The 17,682-nt window shown below is 38.7% G+C and carries 13 protein-coding genes; 12 read left to right on the top strand and 1 reads right to left on the bottom strand.

The genetic code is table 11. The annotated features are described in order from the left end of the window. Positions 1-11 precede the first annotated feature (11 nt). Positions 12-1,457, bottom strand: a complete 1,446-nt coding sequence (locus tag ACWPVF_RS02880; protein ID WP_454384597.1) for a UDP-N-acetylmuramoyl-L-alanyl-D-glutamate--L-lysine ligase — start codon at positions 1,455-1,457, stop codon at positions 12-14. Positions 1,458-1,562: 105 nt separating this feature from the next. On the opposite strand from ACWPVF_RS02880, the gene ACWPVF_RS02885 reads away from it, so the two are divergent. The 12 genes from ACWPVF_RS02885 (at position 1,563) to ACWPVF_RS02940 (ending at position 17,667) form a co-directional block, all read left to right on the top strand. Next, positions 1,563-3,185: a putative polysaccharide biosynthesis protein gene (locus ACWPVF_RS02885; RefSeq protein ID WP_414307177.1), complete on the top strand. Its 1,623-nt coding sequence runs from the start codon at positions 1,563-1,565 to the stop codon at positions 3,183-3,185. A 189-nt stretch (positions 3,186-3,374) separates the two neighbouring features. Further along, the gene (locus ACWPVF_RS02890; RefSeq protein WP_454384599.1) at positions 3,375-5,333 is read left to right on the top strand and encodes a peptide ABC transporter substrate-binding protein; all 1,959 of its coding nucleotides are present in this window, start codon (positions 3,375-3,377) and stop codon (positions 5,331-5,333) included. 142 nt (positions 5,334-5,475) lie between these two features. After that, on the top strand, positions 5,476-6,570 hold the full coding sequence (locus tag ACWPVF_RS02895; protein WP_414307175.1) for a cystathionine gamma-synthase: 1,095 nt from the start codon (positions 5,476-5,478) through the stop codon (positions 6,568-6,570). A gap of 4 nt (positions 6,571-6,574) precedes the next feature. Continuing rightward, the gene (locus ACWPVF_RS02900) at positions 6,575-7,741 is read left to right on the top strand and encodes a MalY/PatB family protein (protein ID WP_454384601.1); all 1,167 of its coding nucleotides are present in this window, start codon (positions 6,575-6,577) and stop codon (positions 7,739-7,741) included. Between the two features lie 92 nt (positions 7,742-7,833). Beyond that, entirely contained in the window at positions 7,834-10,932 is a 3,099-nt protein-coding gene (locus ACWPVF_RS02905) for a DEAD/DEAH box helicase (protein WP_454384603.1), read from the top strand. Between the two features lie 46 nt (positions 10,933-10,978). Next, entirely contained in the window at positions 10,979-11,572 is a 594-nt protein-coding gene (locus tag ACWPVF_RS02910) for a cystathionine gamma-synthase (RefSeq protein WP_414307172.1), read from the top strand. An 11-nt stretch (positions 11,573-11,583) separates the two neighbouring features. After that, the gene (gene murC, locus ACWPVF_RS02915; protein WP_045614013.1) at positions 11,584-12,918 is read left to right on the top strand and encodes a UDP-N-acetylmuramate--L-alanine ligase; all 1,335 of its coding nucleotides are present in this window, start codon (positions 11,584-11,586) and stop codon (positions 12,916-12,918) included. An 8-nt stretch (positions 12,919-12,926) separates the two neighbouring features. After that, positions 12,927-13,442: a GNAT family N-acetyltransferase gene (locus ACWPVF_RS02920; RefSeq protein WP_414307171.1), complete on the top strand. Its 516-nt coding sequence runs from the start codon at positions 12,927-12,929 to the stop codon at positions 13,440-13,442. Next, complete coding sequence (locus ACWPVF_RS02925; RefSeq protein ID WP_414307170.1) at positions 13,439-13,933, top strand: GNAT family N-acetyltransferase; 495 nt, start codon at positions 13,439-13,441, stop codon at positions 13,931-13,933. The genes ACWPVF_RS02920 and ACWPVF_RS02925 overlap by 4 nt, the downstream gene beginning before the upstream one ends. A gap of 75 nt (positions 13,934-14,008) precedes the next feature. Next, on the top strand, positions 14,009-15,652 hold the full coding sequence (mltG, locus tag ACWPVF_RS02930; protein WP_414307376.1) for an endolytic transglycosylase MltG: 1,644 nt from the start codon (positions 14,009-14,011) through the stop codon (positions 15,650-15,652). Positions 15,653-15,728: 76 nt separating this feature from the next. Beyond that, complete coding sequence (gene greA, locus ACWPVF_RS02935) at positions 15,729-16,211, top strand: transcription elongation factor GreA (RefSeq protein ID WP_004252406.1); 483 nt, start codon at positions 15,729-15,731, stop codon at positions 16,209-16,211. A gap of 82 nt (positions 16,212-16,293) precedes the next feature. Next, on the top strand, positions 16,294-17,667 hold the full coding sequence (locus ACWPVF_RS02940) for an amino acid permease (protein WP_414307169.1): 1,374 nt from the start codon (positions 16,294-16,296) through the stop codon (positions 17,665-17,667). Positions 17,668-17,682: the final 15 nt, after the last annotated feature.

A 17,682-nucleotide genomic window follows, 5' to 3' on the forward strand; every position in this document is an offset into this window, starting at 1 on the left:
TCTTTAAGTCCTTATAGATAACGTTCTGCGATAGTTGCATCTCCAGGGTAGTCTTCCTTCTTGCCTTGGACGATTTGATAGCAATCAGCTCCTTTACCAGCGATAATCACAGCGTCCAGTTCTTGACTTGTAACAGACATAGCAGCCTTGATAGCTTGCTCGCGATCGACAATCTTTTCAACAGGATGATGGATATAGCTACTGATTTCATCTGCAATGGCCATCGGATCTTCATAGTTTGGATCATCAGCTGTTAGAAAGACTTGAATTTCAGGATGTTGATCAAGGAGAAGTCCAAAGTCCTTACGACGGCTTTCTCCCTTGTTTCCAGTTGAACCAAGTACTAAAGCAATCTTTCCAGTTTGATGAGTTTCAACGACAGAAATAAGTTTTTTAAGACTGTCACCATTGTGGGCGTAGTCGATGAAAACTTTTGCACCATTTTTCTGAGTGAGAACTTCCATACGACCAGGTACTCGAGTAGTCGCAATCCCTTTCTTGATGTCATCCAGACTAGCACCTAAACGAAGACAAGCAAGTCCTGCAGCGACTGCATTTTCTTGGTTGAAGTGCCCAATCAACTGAATATTATAGTCTCCAGCTAATTTACCAGTAGCTGAGAAGCTAAAGGCTTTAGAGTTTTCAATTTGATTACTTGATTGGCTACCGTAGAAGTCATGGTTTTGGTTCTCAACTTGTTCTTTTAGAACAGAGAAGTGGTCCATATCACTATTAATGACAACTGCGCGACTATTTTTCATCAAGAGACGTTTGTGATAGAAGTAGTCTTCAAAGGTCGGATGCTCAATAGGACCAATATGGTCAGGACTAATGTTGAGGAAGACACCGACATCAAAAGTTAGGCCGTAGACTCGTTTCACCAGATAGGCTTGACTGGAAACTTCCATAATAAGGTGGGTTCTTCCGTTATCAACTGACTGGGCCATCATCTCAAAGAGGTCGATGCTTTCAGGAGTTGTTAGAGCAGATTTAAAGAAAGTCTTACCGTCCAAAGTAGTGTTCATGGTTGACAACATAGCTGGACGATGTTTTTGATTTAAGATATTGTAGGCAAAGTAAGCCGCAGTTGTTTTTCCTTTAGTACCAGTGAAAGCAAGGAGTTTTAGTTTTTCCTGAGGATTGCCATAAAACTCCATAGCAATCAAACTCATGGCTTTCTTGATATCGCTAACGACAATAACAGGGATGCCTACTTCATAGTCTTGTTCAGCTACATACCAACCGAGCCCTTGTGAGATTGCCGAGAGGAGAAATTCCTTCTTAAAAGCAGCTCCTTTTACAAAAAAGAGGCTATTATCTTTTGCTTTTCGACTATCGTAGCAGATGCTATCAAAAACGACATCACTGTAATAATAATGGTAATGTCCTTGGTCAATAATCTCACGGAAGAGATCGTCTTTCTTTAAAATATCTAATACGGTTTCAATCTTTATCATACTTTCTATTGTAAACTGAAAGTCTGAATTTTACAAGTAACAAGGAAAAGTTTATAATGGAAGATAAGGAACATTTCCTAGTTATTAAAATTGAATGAGGAAGTTATGTCTAACGAAAATAATCATCAGCAGGCCCAGATGTTACGCGGGACTGCCTGGCTTACAGCTAGTAACTTTATCAGTCGCCTCCTCGGGGCTATTTACATTATTCCCTGGTATATTTGGATGGGGACTTATGCCGCAACAGCTAACGGTCTCTTTACCATGGGCTATAATATTTACGCCTGGTTCTTGTTGATTTCGACAGCAGGTATTCCAGTTGCAGTTGCTAAGCAGGTCGCTAAATACAATACCATGCAAGAAGAAGAGCATAGTTTTGCCCTGATTCGAAGTTTCTTGGGCTTTATGACTGTGCTAGGACTTGCCTTTGCCTTGATCTTATACCTCTTTGCACCTTGGTTGGCTGACCTTTCTGGAGTCGGTAAGGACTTGATTCCTATTATGCAGAGTCTAGCGTGGGCGGTCTTGATTTTCCCATCTATGAGTGTTATCCGTGGATTTTTCCAAGGGATGAATAATCTTAAGCCCTATGCTATGAGCCAAATCGCTGAGCAGGTTATCCGTGTCATTTGGATGCTCTTAGCAACCTTTATCATCATGAAACTTGGTTCAAGAGATTATCTATCAGCTGTTACCCAATCTACCTTTGCGGCTTTTGTGGGAATGGTAGCTAGTTTTGCAGTCTTGCTTTATTTTCTTTATAAAGAAGGATTGCTCCAAAAAGTTTTTGAAACACGAGATAAGATTGACAGTAAGAGTCTACTGGTCGATACGATTAAGGAAGCTATTCCTTTTATTATAACAGGTTCAGCTATTCAACTTTTCCAAATCTTGGACCAAATGACCTTTATCAATAGCATGAAGTGGTTTACCAACTATAGTAACGAAGATTTGGTTGTCATGTTTTCTTATTTCTCTGCCAATCCTAATAAGATCACCATGATTTTGATTTCTGTAGGAGTATCAATCGGTAGCGTTGGTTTGCCTCTCTTGACCGAGAACTATGTCAAGGGTGATTTACCAGCAGCTTCTCGGTTGGTGCAAGATAGTATTACTATGCTCTTCTTATTCCTACTACCTGCAACGGTTGGAGTAGTCATGGTAGGGGAACCCCTCTATACAGTCTTTTACGGCAAACCTGATAGTTTGGCTTTGGGCTTGTTTGTCTTTGCAGTCTTGCAGTCAACAATCCTAGGTTTGTACATGGTCTTGTCTCCAATGCTTCAGGCTATGTTCCGTAATCGTAAGGCAGTTCTATATTTTATCTATGGTTCGCTTGCTAAGCTTGTCTTACAACTACCAACAATAGCGATTTTCCACAGTTATGGACCATTAATTTCAACGACCATCGGTCTCATCATCCCAATTGTTTTAATGTACCGTGAAATCTGTCAGATTACAGGTGCTCGCCGAAAGATTATCTTGAAGAGAACAATCTTAGTCACTATTTTGACTTTAGTCATGTTTATCCTTGTTGGATTCTTGCAGTGGATTATCGGCTTTGTCTTCCATCCAACTGGACGTTTCTGGAGTTTTATCTATGTCGCCCTTATTGGTGTAATCGGCGGTGGGATCTATGGCTTCATGAGTCTCTATACTCGACTCTTGGATAAGATTATTGGAAAGGCAAAAGCTGACCAGTTGAGAGCACGATTAAAATTATCATAATGCTTTATAAATAAAACGAACAGTTTGAACTTTTAAAGAAAAAAAGTTTAGATTGTTCTTTTTTTCTTTAAAAAATACAAAAAAATATAAAAATTGGAGAAAAAAGTAATTTTTTAACACATAAACGCTTGACTAAAAAAAACTTTAACTGTATAATGATACAAATATTTAAATTTGGAGGTTCTGGAGATGAAAAAGTCTAAGGCAAAATATCTGACGCTGGCAGGCGTCGTCTTAAGTGCTGGTCTGCTCTTAGCGGCTTGTAGCAACTCTGCTAGTTCAACAAAGACTTACAATTATGTATACAGTAACGATCCTTCCAGTCTGAACTATCTAGTAGAAAATCGTGCAACAACAGGTGATGTAGTTACAAACTTGGTAGATGGTTTGATGGAAAATGACCAATACGGGAACTATATTCCTTCATTGGCAGAAGATTGGTCTGTTTCCCAAGATGGCTTGACCTATACATACAAACTTCGTAAGGAAGCCAAATGGTATACTGCAGATGGTGAAGAGTATGCACCTGTAACAGCACAAGATTTTGTGACAGGATTGAAGTATGCTGCGGATAAAAATTCAGAAGCCTTGTATTTAGTGCAAGATTCTGTTGCTGGTCTGGCTGACTATGTTAGCGGGAAAACAACAGACTTTTCAACAGTTGGAGTTAAGGCTATTGATGACCAGACTGTTCAATATACTTTGACTCAACCAGAACCTTATTGGAATTCAAAAACAACTGCAACTATTCTATTTCCAGTAAATGCTGACTTCTTGAACTCAAAAGGGGATGATTTTGGTAAAGTGGATCCAGCAAATATCTTGTATAATGGTCCATTCATCCTAAAATCATTCACATCTAAATCTGTACTTGAATACAAGAAAAATCCAAACTACTGGGACGCAAAAAATGTATTTGTAGATGATGTCAAATTGACATACTATGATGGAAGCGACCAAGATGCGCTTGTTCGTAACTTTAGCGAAGGTGTCTATAGTTTCGCACGTCTCTACCCAAATAGTTCAAGTTTTGCAGGTGTGCAAGAGAAGTACAAGGATAATATTATCTATAGTATGCAAACTGCGACATCCTACTATTATAACTTTAACCTAGATAGAAAATCTTATAACCACACATCAAAAACGACAGACGTTGAAAAGACAGCTCAACAAGAAGCAGTCTTAAACAAATCATTCCGTCAAGCCATTAACTTTGCCTATGACCGTAAAGCTTATGGGGCTCAGTCACAAGGGGAAGAGGGAGCGACTAAGATTATCAGAAACTTGCTTGTTCCACCTTCATTTGTAACACTTGATGGTAAAGATTTTGGTGATGTCGTAGCTTCTAAGATGGTTAACTATGGCCAAGTATGGCAAAATATGAACTTTGCTGATGGACAAGATGCCTACTATAATGCTGATAAGGCTAAAGAAGCTTTTACACAAGCCAAGAAAGAATTGGAAGCTAAAGGCGTTCAGTTCCCTATCCATCTTGACTTACCAGTAGATCAAGCTTCGAAAAGAGGTGTCCAAGAGGCAAGTTCCTTCAAACAATCTATCGAGTCTGTTTTGGGTGCAGATAATGTCGTCATCGATATTCAAATGCTGACTACAGAAGAAATGGATAGCATTGGTTACCTTGCTAATACAGCTGCTCAAAAAGATTACGACCTTTATAATGGTGGTTGGGGACCAGACTACCAAGATCCGTCAACTTATCTTGATACACTTAACCTTACAAATGGTGGTTCATTGCAAAACCTTGGCTTAGAACCTGGTGAAAGTAATACTAAAGCAACTGCGGTTGGCATGGATACCTACACTAAGATGATAGAAGAAGCCAATGGTGAACAAGATTTGACAAAACGTTATGACAAATACGCTGAAGCACAAGCTTGGTTAGTGGATAGCTCTCTCACGCTTCCAAGCGTATCTCTTGGTGGAACACCAGGAATCAGAAAAACAGTTCCATTCTCTGCTGCCTTCTCTCAAGCAGGTAACAAGGGTGTGGAATCATACAAATACGTTAAACTGCAAGATAAGATTGTCACAACAGCTGAGTATGAAGAAGCTAGACAAAAATGGCTAAAAGAAAAAGAAGAATCTAACAAAAAAGCCCAAGAAGATCTTGCCAAACACGTTAAATAATGAGTTTTAACAGAAAAACGATAACTTTAGAAAAGGTTATCGTTTTTTATATAGTTTGAAACTATAACTAGCTCTTGAAAACAAGAAAATGAGTAGATGGAAATAAGTGGTACAATAGTTAGTATAGATTTGGAGGTATTGTATGAGTAAATCTTTTCACATCAACACAATTTTAGCACAAGCAGGGATCAAGTCTGATGAAGCAACAGGTGCTTTGGTTACACCAATCCACTTTTCAACGACTTATCAGCACCCAGAATTTGGTCAATCAACGGGATTTGACTATACCCGCACCAAAAACCCAACTCGTAGCAAGGCAGAGGAAGTCTTGGCAGCTATTGAATCTGCCCACTATGCTCTAGCAACTAGTTCAGGTATGTCTGCCATTGTGTTAGCCTTTAGCGTTTTTCCAGTAGGAAGCAAGGTTTTGGCTGTTCGTGACCTTTACGGTGGATCTTTCCGCTGGTTCAATCAAGTGGAACAGGAAGGTCGTTTCCATTTTACCTATGCAAACACAGAAGAAGAGTTGATTGCTGAGCTAGAAAAGGATGTGGATGTACTCTATATTGAAACACCAACCAACCCTTTGATGTTGGAATTTGATATTGAAAAATTGTCAAAATTAGCTCATGCTAAGGGTGCTAAAGTTGTCGTGGACAATACCTTCTACAGTCCAATCTATCAACGTCCAATTGAAGATGGTGCAGATATCGTCATTCATTCAGCAACAAAATACCTTGCAGGACATAATGATGTTCTAGCTGGTGTAGTTGTGACAGATAGTACGGATTTATACGAAAAACTCTTTTACAATCTCAACACTACTGGGGCTGTTTTGTCACCATTTGATAGTTATCAATTGATTCGTGGTCTTAAGACTTTGTCACTTCGTATGGAGCGCTCAACAGCCAATGCCCAAGAAATTGTAGCCTTTTTAGAACAATCACCTGCAGTTAAAGAAGTACTGTATACAGGACGTGGGGGGATGATTTCCTTTAAAGTAGCTGATGAGAAGCGTATTCCTCATATCTTAAATACCTTGAAAGTATTCTCTTTTGCTGAAAGTTTGGGTGGGGTTGAAAGTCTGATTACCTACCCAACTACTCAAACCCATGCAGATATTCCTGCAGAGGTTCGTCATTCTTATGGATTGACAGATGACCTCTTACGCTTGTCTATTGGTATTGAGGATGTTAGAGATTTGATTGAAGACTTGCGTCAAGCCTTGGAAGGATAAAACTATGGGGAAATATGATTTTACGACCTTGCCCAATCGTTTTGGACACCATACCTATAAATGGAAAGAAGCAGAGACTGACCGAGAAGTATTGCCGGCTTGGATTGCTGATATGGACTTTGAGGTGTTACCTGAGATTCGTCAGACAGTCCATGACTATGCAGAGCAATTAGTCTATGGCTATACCTATGCTAGTGATGGATTGATTGAAGCCGTTCAAAACTGGGAGGAAAAACACCATGGTTATCGCTTTGATAAGGATGCCCTAGTCTTTATCGAAGGGGTAGTACCAGCTATTTCAACAGCCATTCAAGCCTTTACCAAGGAAGGCCAAGCAGTGCTCATTAACACACCAGTATATCCTCCTTTTGCTCGCAGTATTAAGCTCAATAATCGTAGACTAATCACCAACTCTCTAGTAGAAAAAGACGGACTTTTTGAGATTGATTTTGATCAATTAGAGAAAGACTTTGTTGAAGAGGATGTGAAACTTTACGTTCTCTGCAACCCTCATAATCCTGGTGGACGTGTTTGGGAGAAGGAAGTCTTAGAGAAGATTGGACAACTTTGTCAAAAACATGGCGTTTTGCTAGTATCTGATGAGATCCACCAAGACTTGGCCTTGTTTGGAAACAAGCACCAGTCATTAAACACTGTAAATAAAGACTTCAAAGAATTCTCACTGATTTTAAGTAGCGCTACCAAGACCTTTAATATTGCAGGAACCAAGAATTCCTACGCTATTATCGAGAATCCTAAGTTAAGACTTGCTTTCCAAAAACGTCAGCTGGCTAATAATCAACATGAAATTTCAGGATTAGGATACTTAGCAACAGAAGCTGCCTATCGCTATGGTGAAGATTGGTTAGCAGAACTTAAAGAACTGATCGAGAAGCATATCAATGATGTAGTGGATGTATTTGGTAAAGAAACTAAAATCAAGGTCATGAAACCTCAAGGGACCTATCTCATTTGGCTTGATTTTTCAGCCTATGATGTTAGCGATGAAGAACTAAGAAAACTCTTGAGAGACGAAGCCAAGGTTATCCTGAACAGAGGCCTGGACTTTGGTGAAGAAGGAGCTCTCCATGCTCGCTTAAATGTAGCCATGCCTACATCTGTCTTGGAAGAAGTTTGCCAACGAATCATTACCACTTTTTCAAATCATTAAAAAACTAGCCTTTTAGGAGAAAAGTACTCCTAGAAGGCTATTTTCATAGACAGAAATGTGGTATAATTAAGAGATAAAGAAAAGGGGACACTATGGCTAAATTGATTCCAGGAAAGCTTCGAATGGAGGGAGCTCAACTCTACGAAACTGGTCAGATTGAAATCATCAAAGAACAAGACCATCGCATCTATGCGCGTGTAACGGATGAAGAAATCCGCTATAGTTTAGATGACGATTTGGTTTTTTGTACCTGTGCATTTTTCAAAAAAAGAGGTTACTGTGTTCATTTGGCGGCATTGGAATATTATCTGAAAAATGACCAATTAGGGCAAGAAATCTTACTCAATCTAGAGGCTAATCAGGAAGAAAAGGAAATTGTTGAGACACAAGTGACTTTCGGAGGAAAATTCTTGGAGTCTATCCAAGCACCTAGTCAGTCTGACCTCTATCAGCTTTCTGCTCAAGGACAGTTGGAAGCAGGAACCAATCGCCTTATCTGGACTTTAAGGATTGGTCTTTCTAACCAAGAAAAATTTTATGTAATTAGGGATATTCCTCTATTTTTAAAAGTCATAGAGGCCGCTAAACCATACATGATAGGGAAACATTACGAGACCTTATTAAGACTTGAGTATTTTGATAAAGCTAGCCAAGAAGTTTTGAGTTTCTTGCTAGGACTGGTTGAGGAGAAAACGGACAATCCTATTTTTTTCCAAAATCAAGGGCGACATCTCTATTTCCCTAAGACTTTTTTTGAGCAAGGTGTCAGTCTTCTGATGAGCTTAGATGTATTCCAATTTGATCATCAGCTTTCGATATATCACCATCTTCTTTTCCAGGATTTTGATGGTCATGCAGGTTTGTTTTCTTTTGAGATTGAAGAAAAATCCAACTATTATGAGATGGAAATCTGCGAACAGGCAGGAGTCAATGTCTTTTATGGGGGACAAGTTTTATTCTCTAAAGGCAATTTTTACCTATTGACGAAAAAACAGGCTAGTTTATTAGATGCGCTTAGAAAAGTTCCTTTAGATCATAGTGGTAGAAAGATTTTACAGTTTGATACTAGTGATCGAGATCTCTTAGCTTCGACTCTGTTCCAGTTTAAAGAACTCGGAAAAGTAGAGGCACCTGAGTCTCTTCAAATCCAATCTTTTCGTCCCTCTTTCTACATGGAACGAGAAGAGGACGGATCTATTCGATTAGATATGCAATTTCAATATGAAACTTGCTTAGTAACTACTCGAAATGAACTAGAGAACCTCCCTTTTGCTAGTGACATTCAATTGGAAAAACAGATTTTTCAGTTGGCCTTATCTGCTGGGTTTGAAGCGGATTTTCGTTCGTGGCGTCAAAGTTTGAAAGCTGAAGCAGTCCATGCTTTCTTTCAGGAAGTTTTACCAGCCTTTGCAGCACTTGGAGAATTAAAGATTTCAGAGAGCATGCAAGATCTTTATCAGATTCAGAAACCTCAAGTCCACATCTCGTCCAAGGGAAGTCTTTTAGATATTCAATTTGATTTTCAGGATATAGACCAAGAAGAAATCAATCGAGCGATGAAGGCTCTGGTTGCCAAGCAGGACTATTATATTAGCTCGTCAAATCAGGTTTATTATTTCGACGAAGAGACCAAGCGTATTCGTCAGGATTTGGATGATTTGGGAATTGGAGAGATAGAGAGTGATACTTTCCATGCACGCAAATCATTGGCTTATACCCTTTCTCATCTTTTTAAGGATCAGGACCAAGTAATATTTACTGAAGAATTTAGGCATTTGGCGTACGATTTGACGCATCCAGAGGATTTTCCGATGAAGTCCCTAGATATTCGAGCCCAGCTCAGAGATTATCAGAGAAAAGGGATTCAATGGCTCCAAATGCTAGACCATTATGGTTTTGGTGGAATTTTAGCAGATGATATGGGACTTGGAAAGACTTTACAAGCCATCGCCTTTTTAAGTAGCCAGCTTCAGGAGAATAGCCGTGTCTTGATTCTTGCTCCGTCTGGTCTAATCTATAACTGGGCTGATGAATTTAAAAAGTTTGCACCGAATTTGGATGTGGCTGTCGTACATGGATTGAAACCTTATCGTGAGACTATTTTAGCAGAAAAACATCAGGTCTATGTGACCAGTTATGCCACTTTCCGTCAGGATAGTGAAATCTATCGAAATTTATCTTTTGATTTTCTATTTCTAGATGAAGCCCAAGTGATGAAAAATGCCCAAACCAAAATTGCTAAGATTTTGAGAAAGTTTGTGGTTCCATCAGTTTTTGCTCTTTCCGGAACACCAATTGAAAATAATCTAGGGGAATTATGGTCTATCTTTCAGATTGTATTGCCAGGACTTTTGCCAGCAAAAAAAGACTTTATGAAATTGCCTGCTGAGAGAGTGGCACAGTTTATCAAACCATTTGTCATGCGTCGAAAAAAAGAGGATGTTCTTACAGAGTTACCTGATCTGATAGAAGTCGTTTATAAAAATGAACTGGAGGACCAGCAAAAAGCTATCTATCTAGCTCAACTTCAACAGATGCAAGAGCGCTTGGGACAAGTGACCGATGCAGAATTTCAACGAAATCGAGTTGAAATTTTAACAGGACTCATGCGTCTTCGCCAGATTTGTGATACTCCAGCTCTATTTATGGAAGATTATAAGGGAGATAGCGGGAAGCTTGATAGTTTACGAGATCTGCTAGGTCAAATTGCTGAGGGAAATCATCGTGTACTCATCTTCTCTCAATTTAGGGGAATGCTTGATCGCATCGAAAAGGAGTTGCCTCAACTTGGCTTAACTTCCTTTAAGATTACTGGCTCTACACCATCACAGGAGCGTCAAGAAATGACCAAGGCATTTAACCAAGGTGAGCGCGATGTGTTTTTGATTTCTCTAAAAGCTGGTGGTGTTGGTCTCAATCTTACTGGTGCTGACACAGTTATTCTGGTCGACTTATGGTGGAATCCAGCAGTCGAATCACAGGCTATTGGAAGAGCTCATCGTATGGGACAAGAACAAGCTGTTGAAGTTTATCGCCTAGTAACTCGTGGAACAATCGAAGAGAAAATTCAAGAGTTACAGGAAGAGAAAAAAAATCTGGTCTCAGAAGTCTTGGACGGAACAGAGTCTCGTGGAAGTCTGACACTTTCTGAAATTCAAGAAATATTAGGAATTTCTGAAGCCAAGACTTGAAAAATCAAGACTTTACGCTATAATGGAGTATTGAAAGGAAATAAAAATGAAGCTAGAACGATTTCCAATAGTGTCAGATGATGAAATTATGCTGACAGAGATGCCGTTTATGAATTTATATGATGAGTCGGATCTCATTAGTAACATTAAGGGAGACTACCAAGATAAAAACTACTTGGAATGGTCACCAATTACTAGTGAAAAAAAGTCATCGACTAAGGCGCCAGAGAAATTGACTGAAAAAAAGGAAAAAACCTACGCTGAACTTGCTCGTGAAGAAGCCAGAGCTGATTTGAAACGAAAACGTTCAGCAAAGTATTTGACCCAAGATGTTAGTTTTACAAAACGCTATAAATCTTCAAATAATGTAGTAAGGCAAGCAAATCAGCCAACAGCTCCTTTCCAAAAGGAAAATCCAGGTGAGCTTACCAAATATAGTGACAAACTAAAACAAAGCCATTATATTTTGGCTGAAATAGCTCCACAGATGCAACAAACAAGTAAAGAAGAGCATCTGGGACCAAAGAAAAATAATTATGATTTTCTAAAGAAAAGCCAGATTTATAACAAAAAAGTAAATCAAACAGAAAAAGAACGTAAAATTGCTCAAGAGTTGAACTTGACAAATATGACAGAGTAAAGGGGAAAAAGATGGCAAAAACCTATCATTTTATCGGAATTAAAGGATCAGGAATGAGTGCCTTGGCTTTGATGTTGCACCAAATGGGGCACAAGGTCCAAGGATCTGATGTTGAAAAATATTACTTTACCCAACGTGGACTAGAGCAAGCAGGGATTAAAATTTTACCTTTCGATGAGAAAAATCTTCAGGGTGATTTAGAAATTATCGCTGGGAATGCCTTTCGTCCAGATAACAACGTTGAAATCGCCTATGCAGACAAGAATGGTCTAAGTTATAAACGTTATCATGAGTTTCTTGGTAGTTTTATGCGTGACTTTATCAGCATGGGAGTTGCTGGTGCACACGGTAAGACTTCAACAACCGGGATGCTTTCTCACGTCTTGTCACACATTACTGATACTAGCTATCTAATTGGAGATGGTACAGGTCGTGGCTCTGAAAATGCCAAGTATTTTGTCTTTGAGTCAGACGAGTACGAGCGCCATTTCATGCCATATCACCCAGAATACTCTATCATTACCAACATCGACTTTGACCACCCTGACTACTTCACAAGCTTAGAAGATGTTTTCAACGCCTTCAATGATTATGCAAAACAAATCAGCAAAGGTTTGTTTGTCTATGGTGAAGATGCTGAGTTGCGTAAGATTACATCTGATGCTCCAATTTACTATTATGGTTTTGAAGCAGAAAACAATGACTTTGTAGCCAGTGACTTGCTTCGTTCTACTACAGGTTCAACCTTCACCGTTCACTTCCGTGGTCAAGAGTTAGGTCAATTCCACATTCCAACTTTCGGACGCCACAATATCATGAATGCTACTGCAGTGATTGGTTTGCTTTATACTGCTGGTTTTGACTTGAATCTAGTGCGTGAACACTTGAAGACTTTTGGTGGGGTGAAACGTCGCTTTACAGAAAAAATTGTCAATGATACTGTTATCATCGATGATTTTGCGCATCACCCAACTGAAATTATCGCAACTCTAGATGCTGCACGACAAAAATACCCAAGCAAGGAAATCGTTGCTATTTTCCAACCGCATACCTTTACTCGTACAATTGCTTTGTTGGATGATTTTGCACAAGCTTTGAACCAGGCTGACGCAGTTTACCTAGCACAAATCTATGGATCTGCTCGTGAAGTTGACCATGGTGATGTTAAGGTTGAGGATTTAGCAGCCAAGATTGATAAAAAACATCAAGTTATCACTGTTGAAAATGTGTCTCCGCTCTTAGACCATGACAATGCTGTATACGTCTTTATGGGAGCAGGTGACATTCAATCATATGAATACTCATTCGAACGTCTCTTGTCAAATTTGACAAATAATGTTCAGTAAGGAACAAGATGGAATTTCCAATTAAAATTCGAGAAGCCACGCAATCAGATATGGAACAAATTTGCTTGATTTCTAATTGCACAGCAGGTTCTCGAGAAATAACAAATAGAAAAATGATAGAAGAACGTATCCGCAGTCATGCGGATACGTTTCTCTTAGCTAGTCTTGATGATGTGGTAATTGCTTATATCCTAGGAACAGATCTTGCTAATTCCTCACTAATCAGATGGATAGAAGAGTTGGCAAATGTAGAACTTATCAGTGATAGAAATTATGTGATTGCTGATTTATCTGTTCATCCGGATTATCAGAGGCAAGGATTTGGAACCTTATTGCTAGCAGCCTTCAAACAAGTTGTTCTTCAACAAAATAGTCCCGGTATTTATCTTCTTTGTGAGGATGAATTGCTAGCCTACTTTGAAATGAATGGATTTGTGGAACAAGGGATTATAGAAGGAGAAAGGAGCAGTGAGTTTGCCTTTCTCATGCATTGGCAGAATCCCTATTATCAGGAGGAAATATGATTATTCGACAAGCTAGATTTAGCGATTTAGACCGTATTTTAGAGATTGAATTAGAGAATTTTTCAATTGAGGAAGCCATACCTCGATCTGTTTTTGAAGCTCATCTAAAAGAGATTAAGACTAGTTTTTTAGTGGCCGAAAAAGATGGAGAGATACTCGGTTATATTGAAGGGCCAGTGGTTCCTCATCGCTATTTACAAGATCAGTCCTTCACAGAGGACATACAAGATCACGGTCATAGAGCAGGTGGTTATATATCTGTTACATGTTTGTCTGTTGCAAAGAAGGCTCAATCCTTAGGGCTGGGAAGAAAACTACTGGCAGCCTTGAAAGAGGTAGCTCTTAAGCATGAGCGAGAGGGAATTAATTTGACCTGCCATGACTACCTTATTGATTACTATGAGAAGCATGGTTTTGTCAATGAAGGTAAGTCTAAGTCCCAATTTGCGGGAGAAGAATGGTATGATATGGTCTGGGAAAATAAGAATTAATAGTAGAAAAGCTTATAAGGTTGCTTTTCTCTAGTTTTTAAGATATAATATTATGGATTATCAACAAGGAGGTAAATACCTTTGAGCGAAAATTCAAATGAAGAAGAAAAGTTAAGTTTTAAAGAGCAAATTTTACGCGATTTAGAACGACTTAAAAAAGAGGCAAATGGGGCGGAACAAACTGACGACCTTTTTTCAGCTTTAGCAGATTCTTCTGAATCAATTCCAGAAAAAAAAGAACCAGGTATTTCTGAAGAAGAATTAATTGCACAATCAATTTCAGCTGTTGATCAGTTAATTGATAATGCACCAGTTGTTCCTCCACGTTCAACTGATACAGAAGGAACTCCTGAAGAGGTAGTTGAGTCACCTCAAACAATCTTAGAAAAAGAAGAAAAACATTCGATTCCAACTAGGGTTTCAGTTTCTTACAAAACTCAAGATGCTTCACCAGAAGCAACTGAAACTGTAAGCTTCTCATCTAGCAAAGAAGAGTTCGCGAATGAAAATCATGCGGATGTTGAAACTGAAACTGCAGAACTTCCTAGAAGAAGTCGTAGAGAGTCTGTGAAACCAACCAAGAAAAAGAAAAAATCTCACTTAAAAGGATGTTTAGTGACAGTATTTCTATTACTGATTTTATTCAGTGTAGGTGGTTTCTTTGGTCTTCGTTATGCAGAATCGGCCTTGCAACCTGTAGATCCATCATCTAAACAATTTGTAAAGGTTCAGATTCCAAATGGTTCTAATACTCAGGAAATTGGTTCAATATTAGAAAAATCTGGCCTAGTTAAGCATGGTATGCTTTTTACTTTATATGTAAAATATAAAAATTATACAGAATTAAAGTCAGGTTTTTATAATTTGCAGAAGAGTATGAGCACTGATGAATTAATTAAAGCCTTGCAAGTTGGTGGGACTCCAGAGCCTCAAGAAGTAGTATTTGCAAATTTAACTATTCCAGAAGGTTATACGCTTGAGCAAATTGCACAAGCTGTTGGACAACTTCAAGGTGATTTTAAAGAACCATTAACAGCAGATGCCTTTAAGGCAAAAGTTCAAGATGAAAACTTTATTGCTCAAGAGGTTGCAAAATATCCAAATCTTCTCGAAAGTTTACCTACAAAAGATAGTGGTGTTCGATATCGTTTAGAGGGTTATCTTTTCCCTGCAACATATAGTATTAAAGAAGGTACGACTGTTGAAAGTTTAATTGATGAAATGTTAGCTGCTATGGACAAAAGTTTAGCTACACATTATACTACTATCAAAGAAAAGAACTTAACAGTAAATGAGCTCTTAACGATTGCTTCACTTGTAGAAAAAGAAGGAGCAAAAACAGAGGATCGTAAGTTGATTGCGGGAATTTTCTACAATCGCTTGAACCAAAATATGCCACTTCAAAGTAATATTGCTATCCTTTATGCAGAAGGAAAACTTGGTCAAAAAATCAGTCTTGCTGATGATGCAGCTATTGATACATCAATTGATTCACCATACAATGTCTATACAAAAGTAGGTCTTATGCCTGGACCAGTTGATAGCCCGAGTTTAGATGCTATCGAATCAAGTATCAATCAAACAAAGAGTGATTATCTATACTTTGTGGCCAATGTTCAAGATGGTAAAGTTTACTTTGCCACAACATTGGAAGAACATGACAAAAATGTTCAAGAACATATCAATGGTAAATTAAACAAATCAAATAGCACAAACTAAAATTATGTGGTTTTCCACATAATTTTGCTTTAAGAAAGTAAATTTTATTGAAACAATCAAAAGAAAGTTGAGAAAAATGGTAGAAAAAACTTATCCAATGACATTGGAAGAAAAGGAAAAACTCGAAAAAGAATTAGAAGAATTAAAATTAGTACGTCGTCCAGAAGTCGTAGAACGTATCAAGATTGCTCGTTCATACGGTGATTTGTCAGAAAATAGTGAGTATGAAGCAGCTAAGGACGAACAAGCCTTTGTTGAAGGACAAATCTCAAGCTTGGAAACAAAAATTCGTTATGCAGAAATCGTGAATAGCGATGCAGTTGCGCAAGATGAAGTTGCTATCGGAAAAACTGTAACTATCCAAGAAGTTGGAGAAGACGAAGAAGAAGTTTACATTATCGTTGGTTCAGCTGGTGCAGATGCCTTCGCAGGAAAAGTATCAAACGAAAGCCCAATCGGTCAAGCCTTGATTGGTAAGAAAACAGGTGATATCGCTACAATCGAAACACCTGCTGGAAGCTATGACGTTAAAATTTTAAAAGTTGAAAAAACAGTTTAATAGGGTAAAAAAGAAGGAGTAGATACAGGGAAAGCGCTTCCTATCACTCCTTTTCTTCATTCTAAAAACTTGAGGAGACTAGATGAATTCAGAAAATAAACATAAAAAGAAAAGTAAAATGGAACGTGGATTAACAAACCGCCACGTTCAAGTTATGGCCATTGCGGGAACAATCGGGACTGGACTATTTTTGGGAGCTGGTCGCTCTATCAGTTTAACGGGACCTTCGATTGTCCTTGTCTATATGATTACGGGTGGTTTTATGTATCTCATGATGCGAGCTATCGGAGAGATGTTGTACCAGGACCCAGAGCAACATACCTTTATCAATTTTATTACTCGTTATCTAGGTAAGGGCTGGGGCTATTTCTCAGTTTGGTCTTATTGGTTATCGGTGGTCTTTATCGGAATGGCTGAGATTACAGCCATCTCGCACTATGTTCAGTTTTGGTTTCCATCCTGGCCATCTTGGTTGATTCAGGTTGTCTTTCTAACAATTTTAGGACTGGTCAATTTGATTGCCGTTAAAATCTTTGGTGAAGTAGAATTTTGGTTTGCCATGATTAAAATTGTGGCTATTCTTGCCATGATTGCGACAGGTGTTTTTATGGTTTTGACCGGCTTTGAAACTCCTTATGGTTCAGCAAGCCTGACAAATATCAGCGAGCATTTCTCCCTTTTCCCAAATGGTGGTATGAACTTTGTCATGGCCTTCCAGATGGTTTTCTTTGCCTACTTGATGATTGAATTTATCGGTGTTACCACATCTGAAACTAAGGATCCAAGAAAAGTATTGCCTAAGGCTGTTAAGGAAATTCCTTTGCGAATTATCTTCTTCTACGGTGGAGCACTCTTAGCTATTATGTCTATTATTCCTTGGCGTGAGCTTTCTGCAGCAGATTCACCATTTGTAACGGTATTTGAACTTGTTGGTCTTAAGTGGGCGGCTGCTTTGATTAACTTTGTTGTCTTGACTTCAGCAGCGTCAGCATTGAATTCAACCCTTTACTCAACAGGTCGTCACTTGTATCAGATTGCCCATGATTCACCCAATCGTTTCTTGAAAGCTATTAAGGCAGATACCCTCTCACGCCACAACGTTCCTCAGAATGCAATCATTGCTTCTGCCGTATTGATTGGTTTTGCTGCCTTCATCAATGTACTTCCTGGCGTATCAGATGCCTTTGCTTTGATTACAGCTTCTTCATCAGGTGTTTATATTGCCATCTACATCTTGATCATGGTAGCCCATCTCAAATATCGTAAGTCTAAGGACTTTATGGAAAATGGTTATCTCATGCCCCAATATCGTTTGTTAAATCCTCTGACCATGCTCTTCTTTATCTTTGTGTTTGGAACACTCTTCCTACAAGAATCAACTGTAATGGGAGCTCGAGGTTCAGCAATCTGGATTGTTGCATTCGGTATATACAGCCAATGGAAGTTTAGAAAATAAGTCAGAAGCTCATCA

This window comes from Streptococcus sp. Marseille-Q7087 (assembly GCF_965111935.1).

Coding starts and splice junctions, on each gene's coding strand:
- ACWPVF_RS02880 (WP_454384597.1), bottom strand. CDS start 1,457: ATGATAAAGATTGAAACCGTATTAGATATTTTAAAGAAAGACGATCTC.
- ACWPVF_RS02885 (WP_414307177.1), top strand. CDS start 1,563: ATGTCTAACGAAAATAATCATCAGCAGGCCCAGATGTTACGCGGGACT.
- ACWPVF_RS02890 (WP_454384599.1), top strand. CDS start 3,375: ATGAAAAAGTCTAAGGCAAAATATCTGACGCTGGCAGGCGTCGTCTTA.
- ACWPVF_RS02895 (WP_414307175.1), top strand. CDS start 5,476: ATGAGTAAATCTTTTCACATCAACACAATTTTAGCACAAGCAGGGATC.
- ACWPVF_RS02900 (WP_454384601.1), top strand. CDS start 6,575: ATGGGGAAATATGATTTTACGACCTTGCCCAATCGTTTTGGACACCAT.
- ACWPVF_RS02905 (WP_454384603.1), top strand. CDS start 7,834: ATGGCTAAATTGATTCCAGGAAAGCTTCGAATGGAGGGAGCTCAACTC.
- ACWPVF_RS02910 (WP_414307172.1), top strand. CDS start 10,979: ATGAAGCTAGAACGATTTCCAATAGTGTCAGATGATGAAATTATGCTG.
- murC (WP_045614013.1), top strand. CDS start 11,584: ATGGCAAAAACCTATCATTTTATCGGAATTAAAGGATCAGGAATGAGT.
- ACWPVF_RS02920 (WP_414307171.1), top strand. CDS start 12,927: ATGGAATTTCCAATTAAAATTCGAGAAGCCACGCAATCAGATATGGAA.
- ACWPVF_RS02925 (WP_414307170.1), top strand. CDS start 13,439: ATGATTATTCGACAAGCTAGATTTAGCGATTTAGACCGTATTTTAGAG.
- greA (WP_004252406.1), top strand. CDS start 15,729: ATGGTAGAAAAAACTTATCCAATGACATTGGAAGAAAAGGAAAAACTC.
- ACWPVF_RS02940 (WP_414307169.1), top strand. CDS start 16,294: ATGAATTCAGAAAATAAACATAAAAAGAAAAGTAAAATGGAACGTGGA.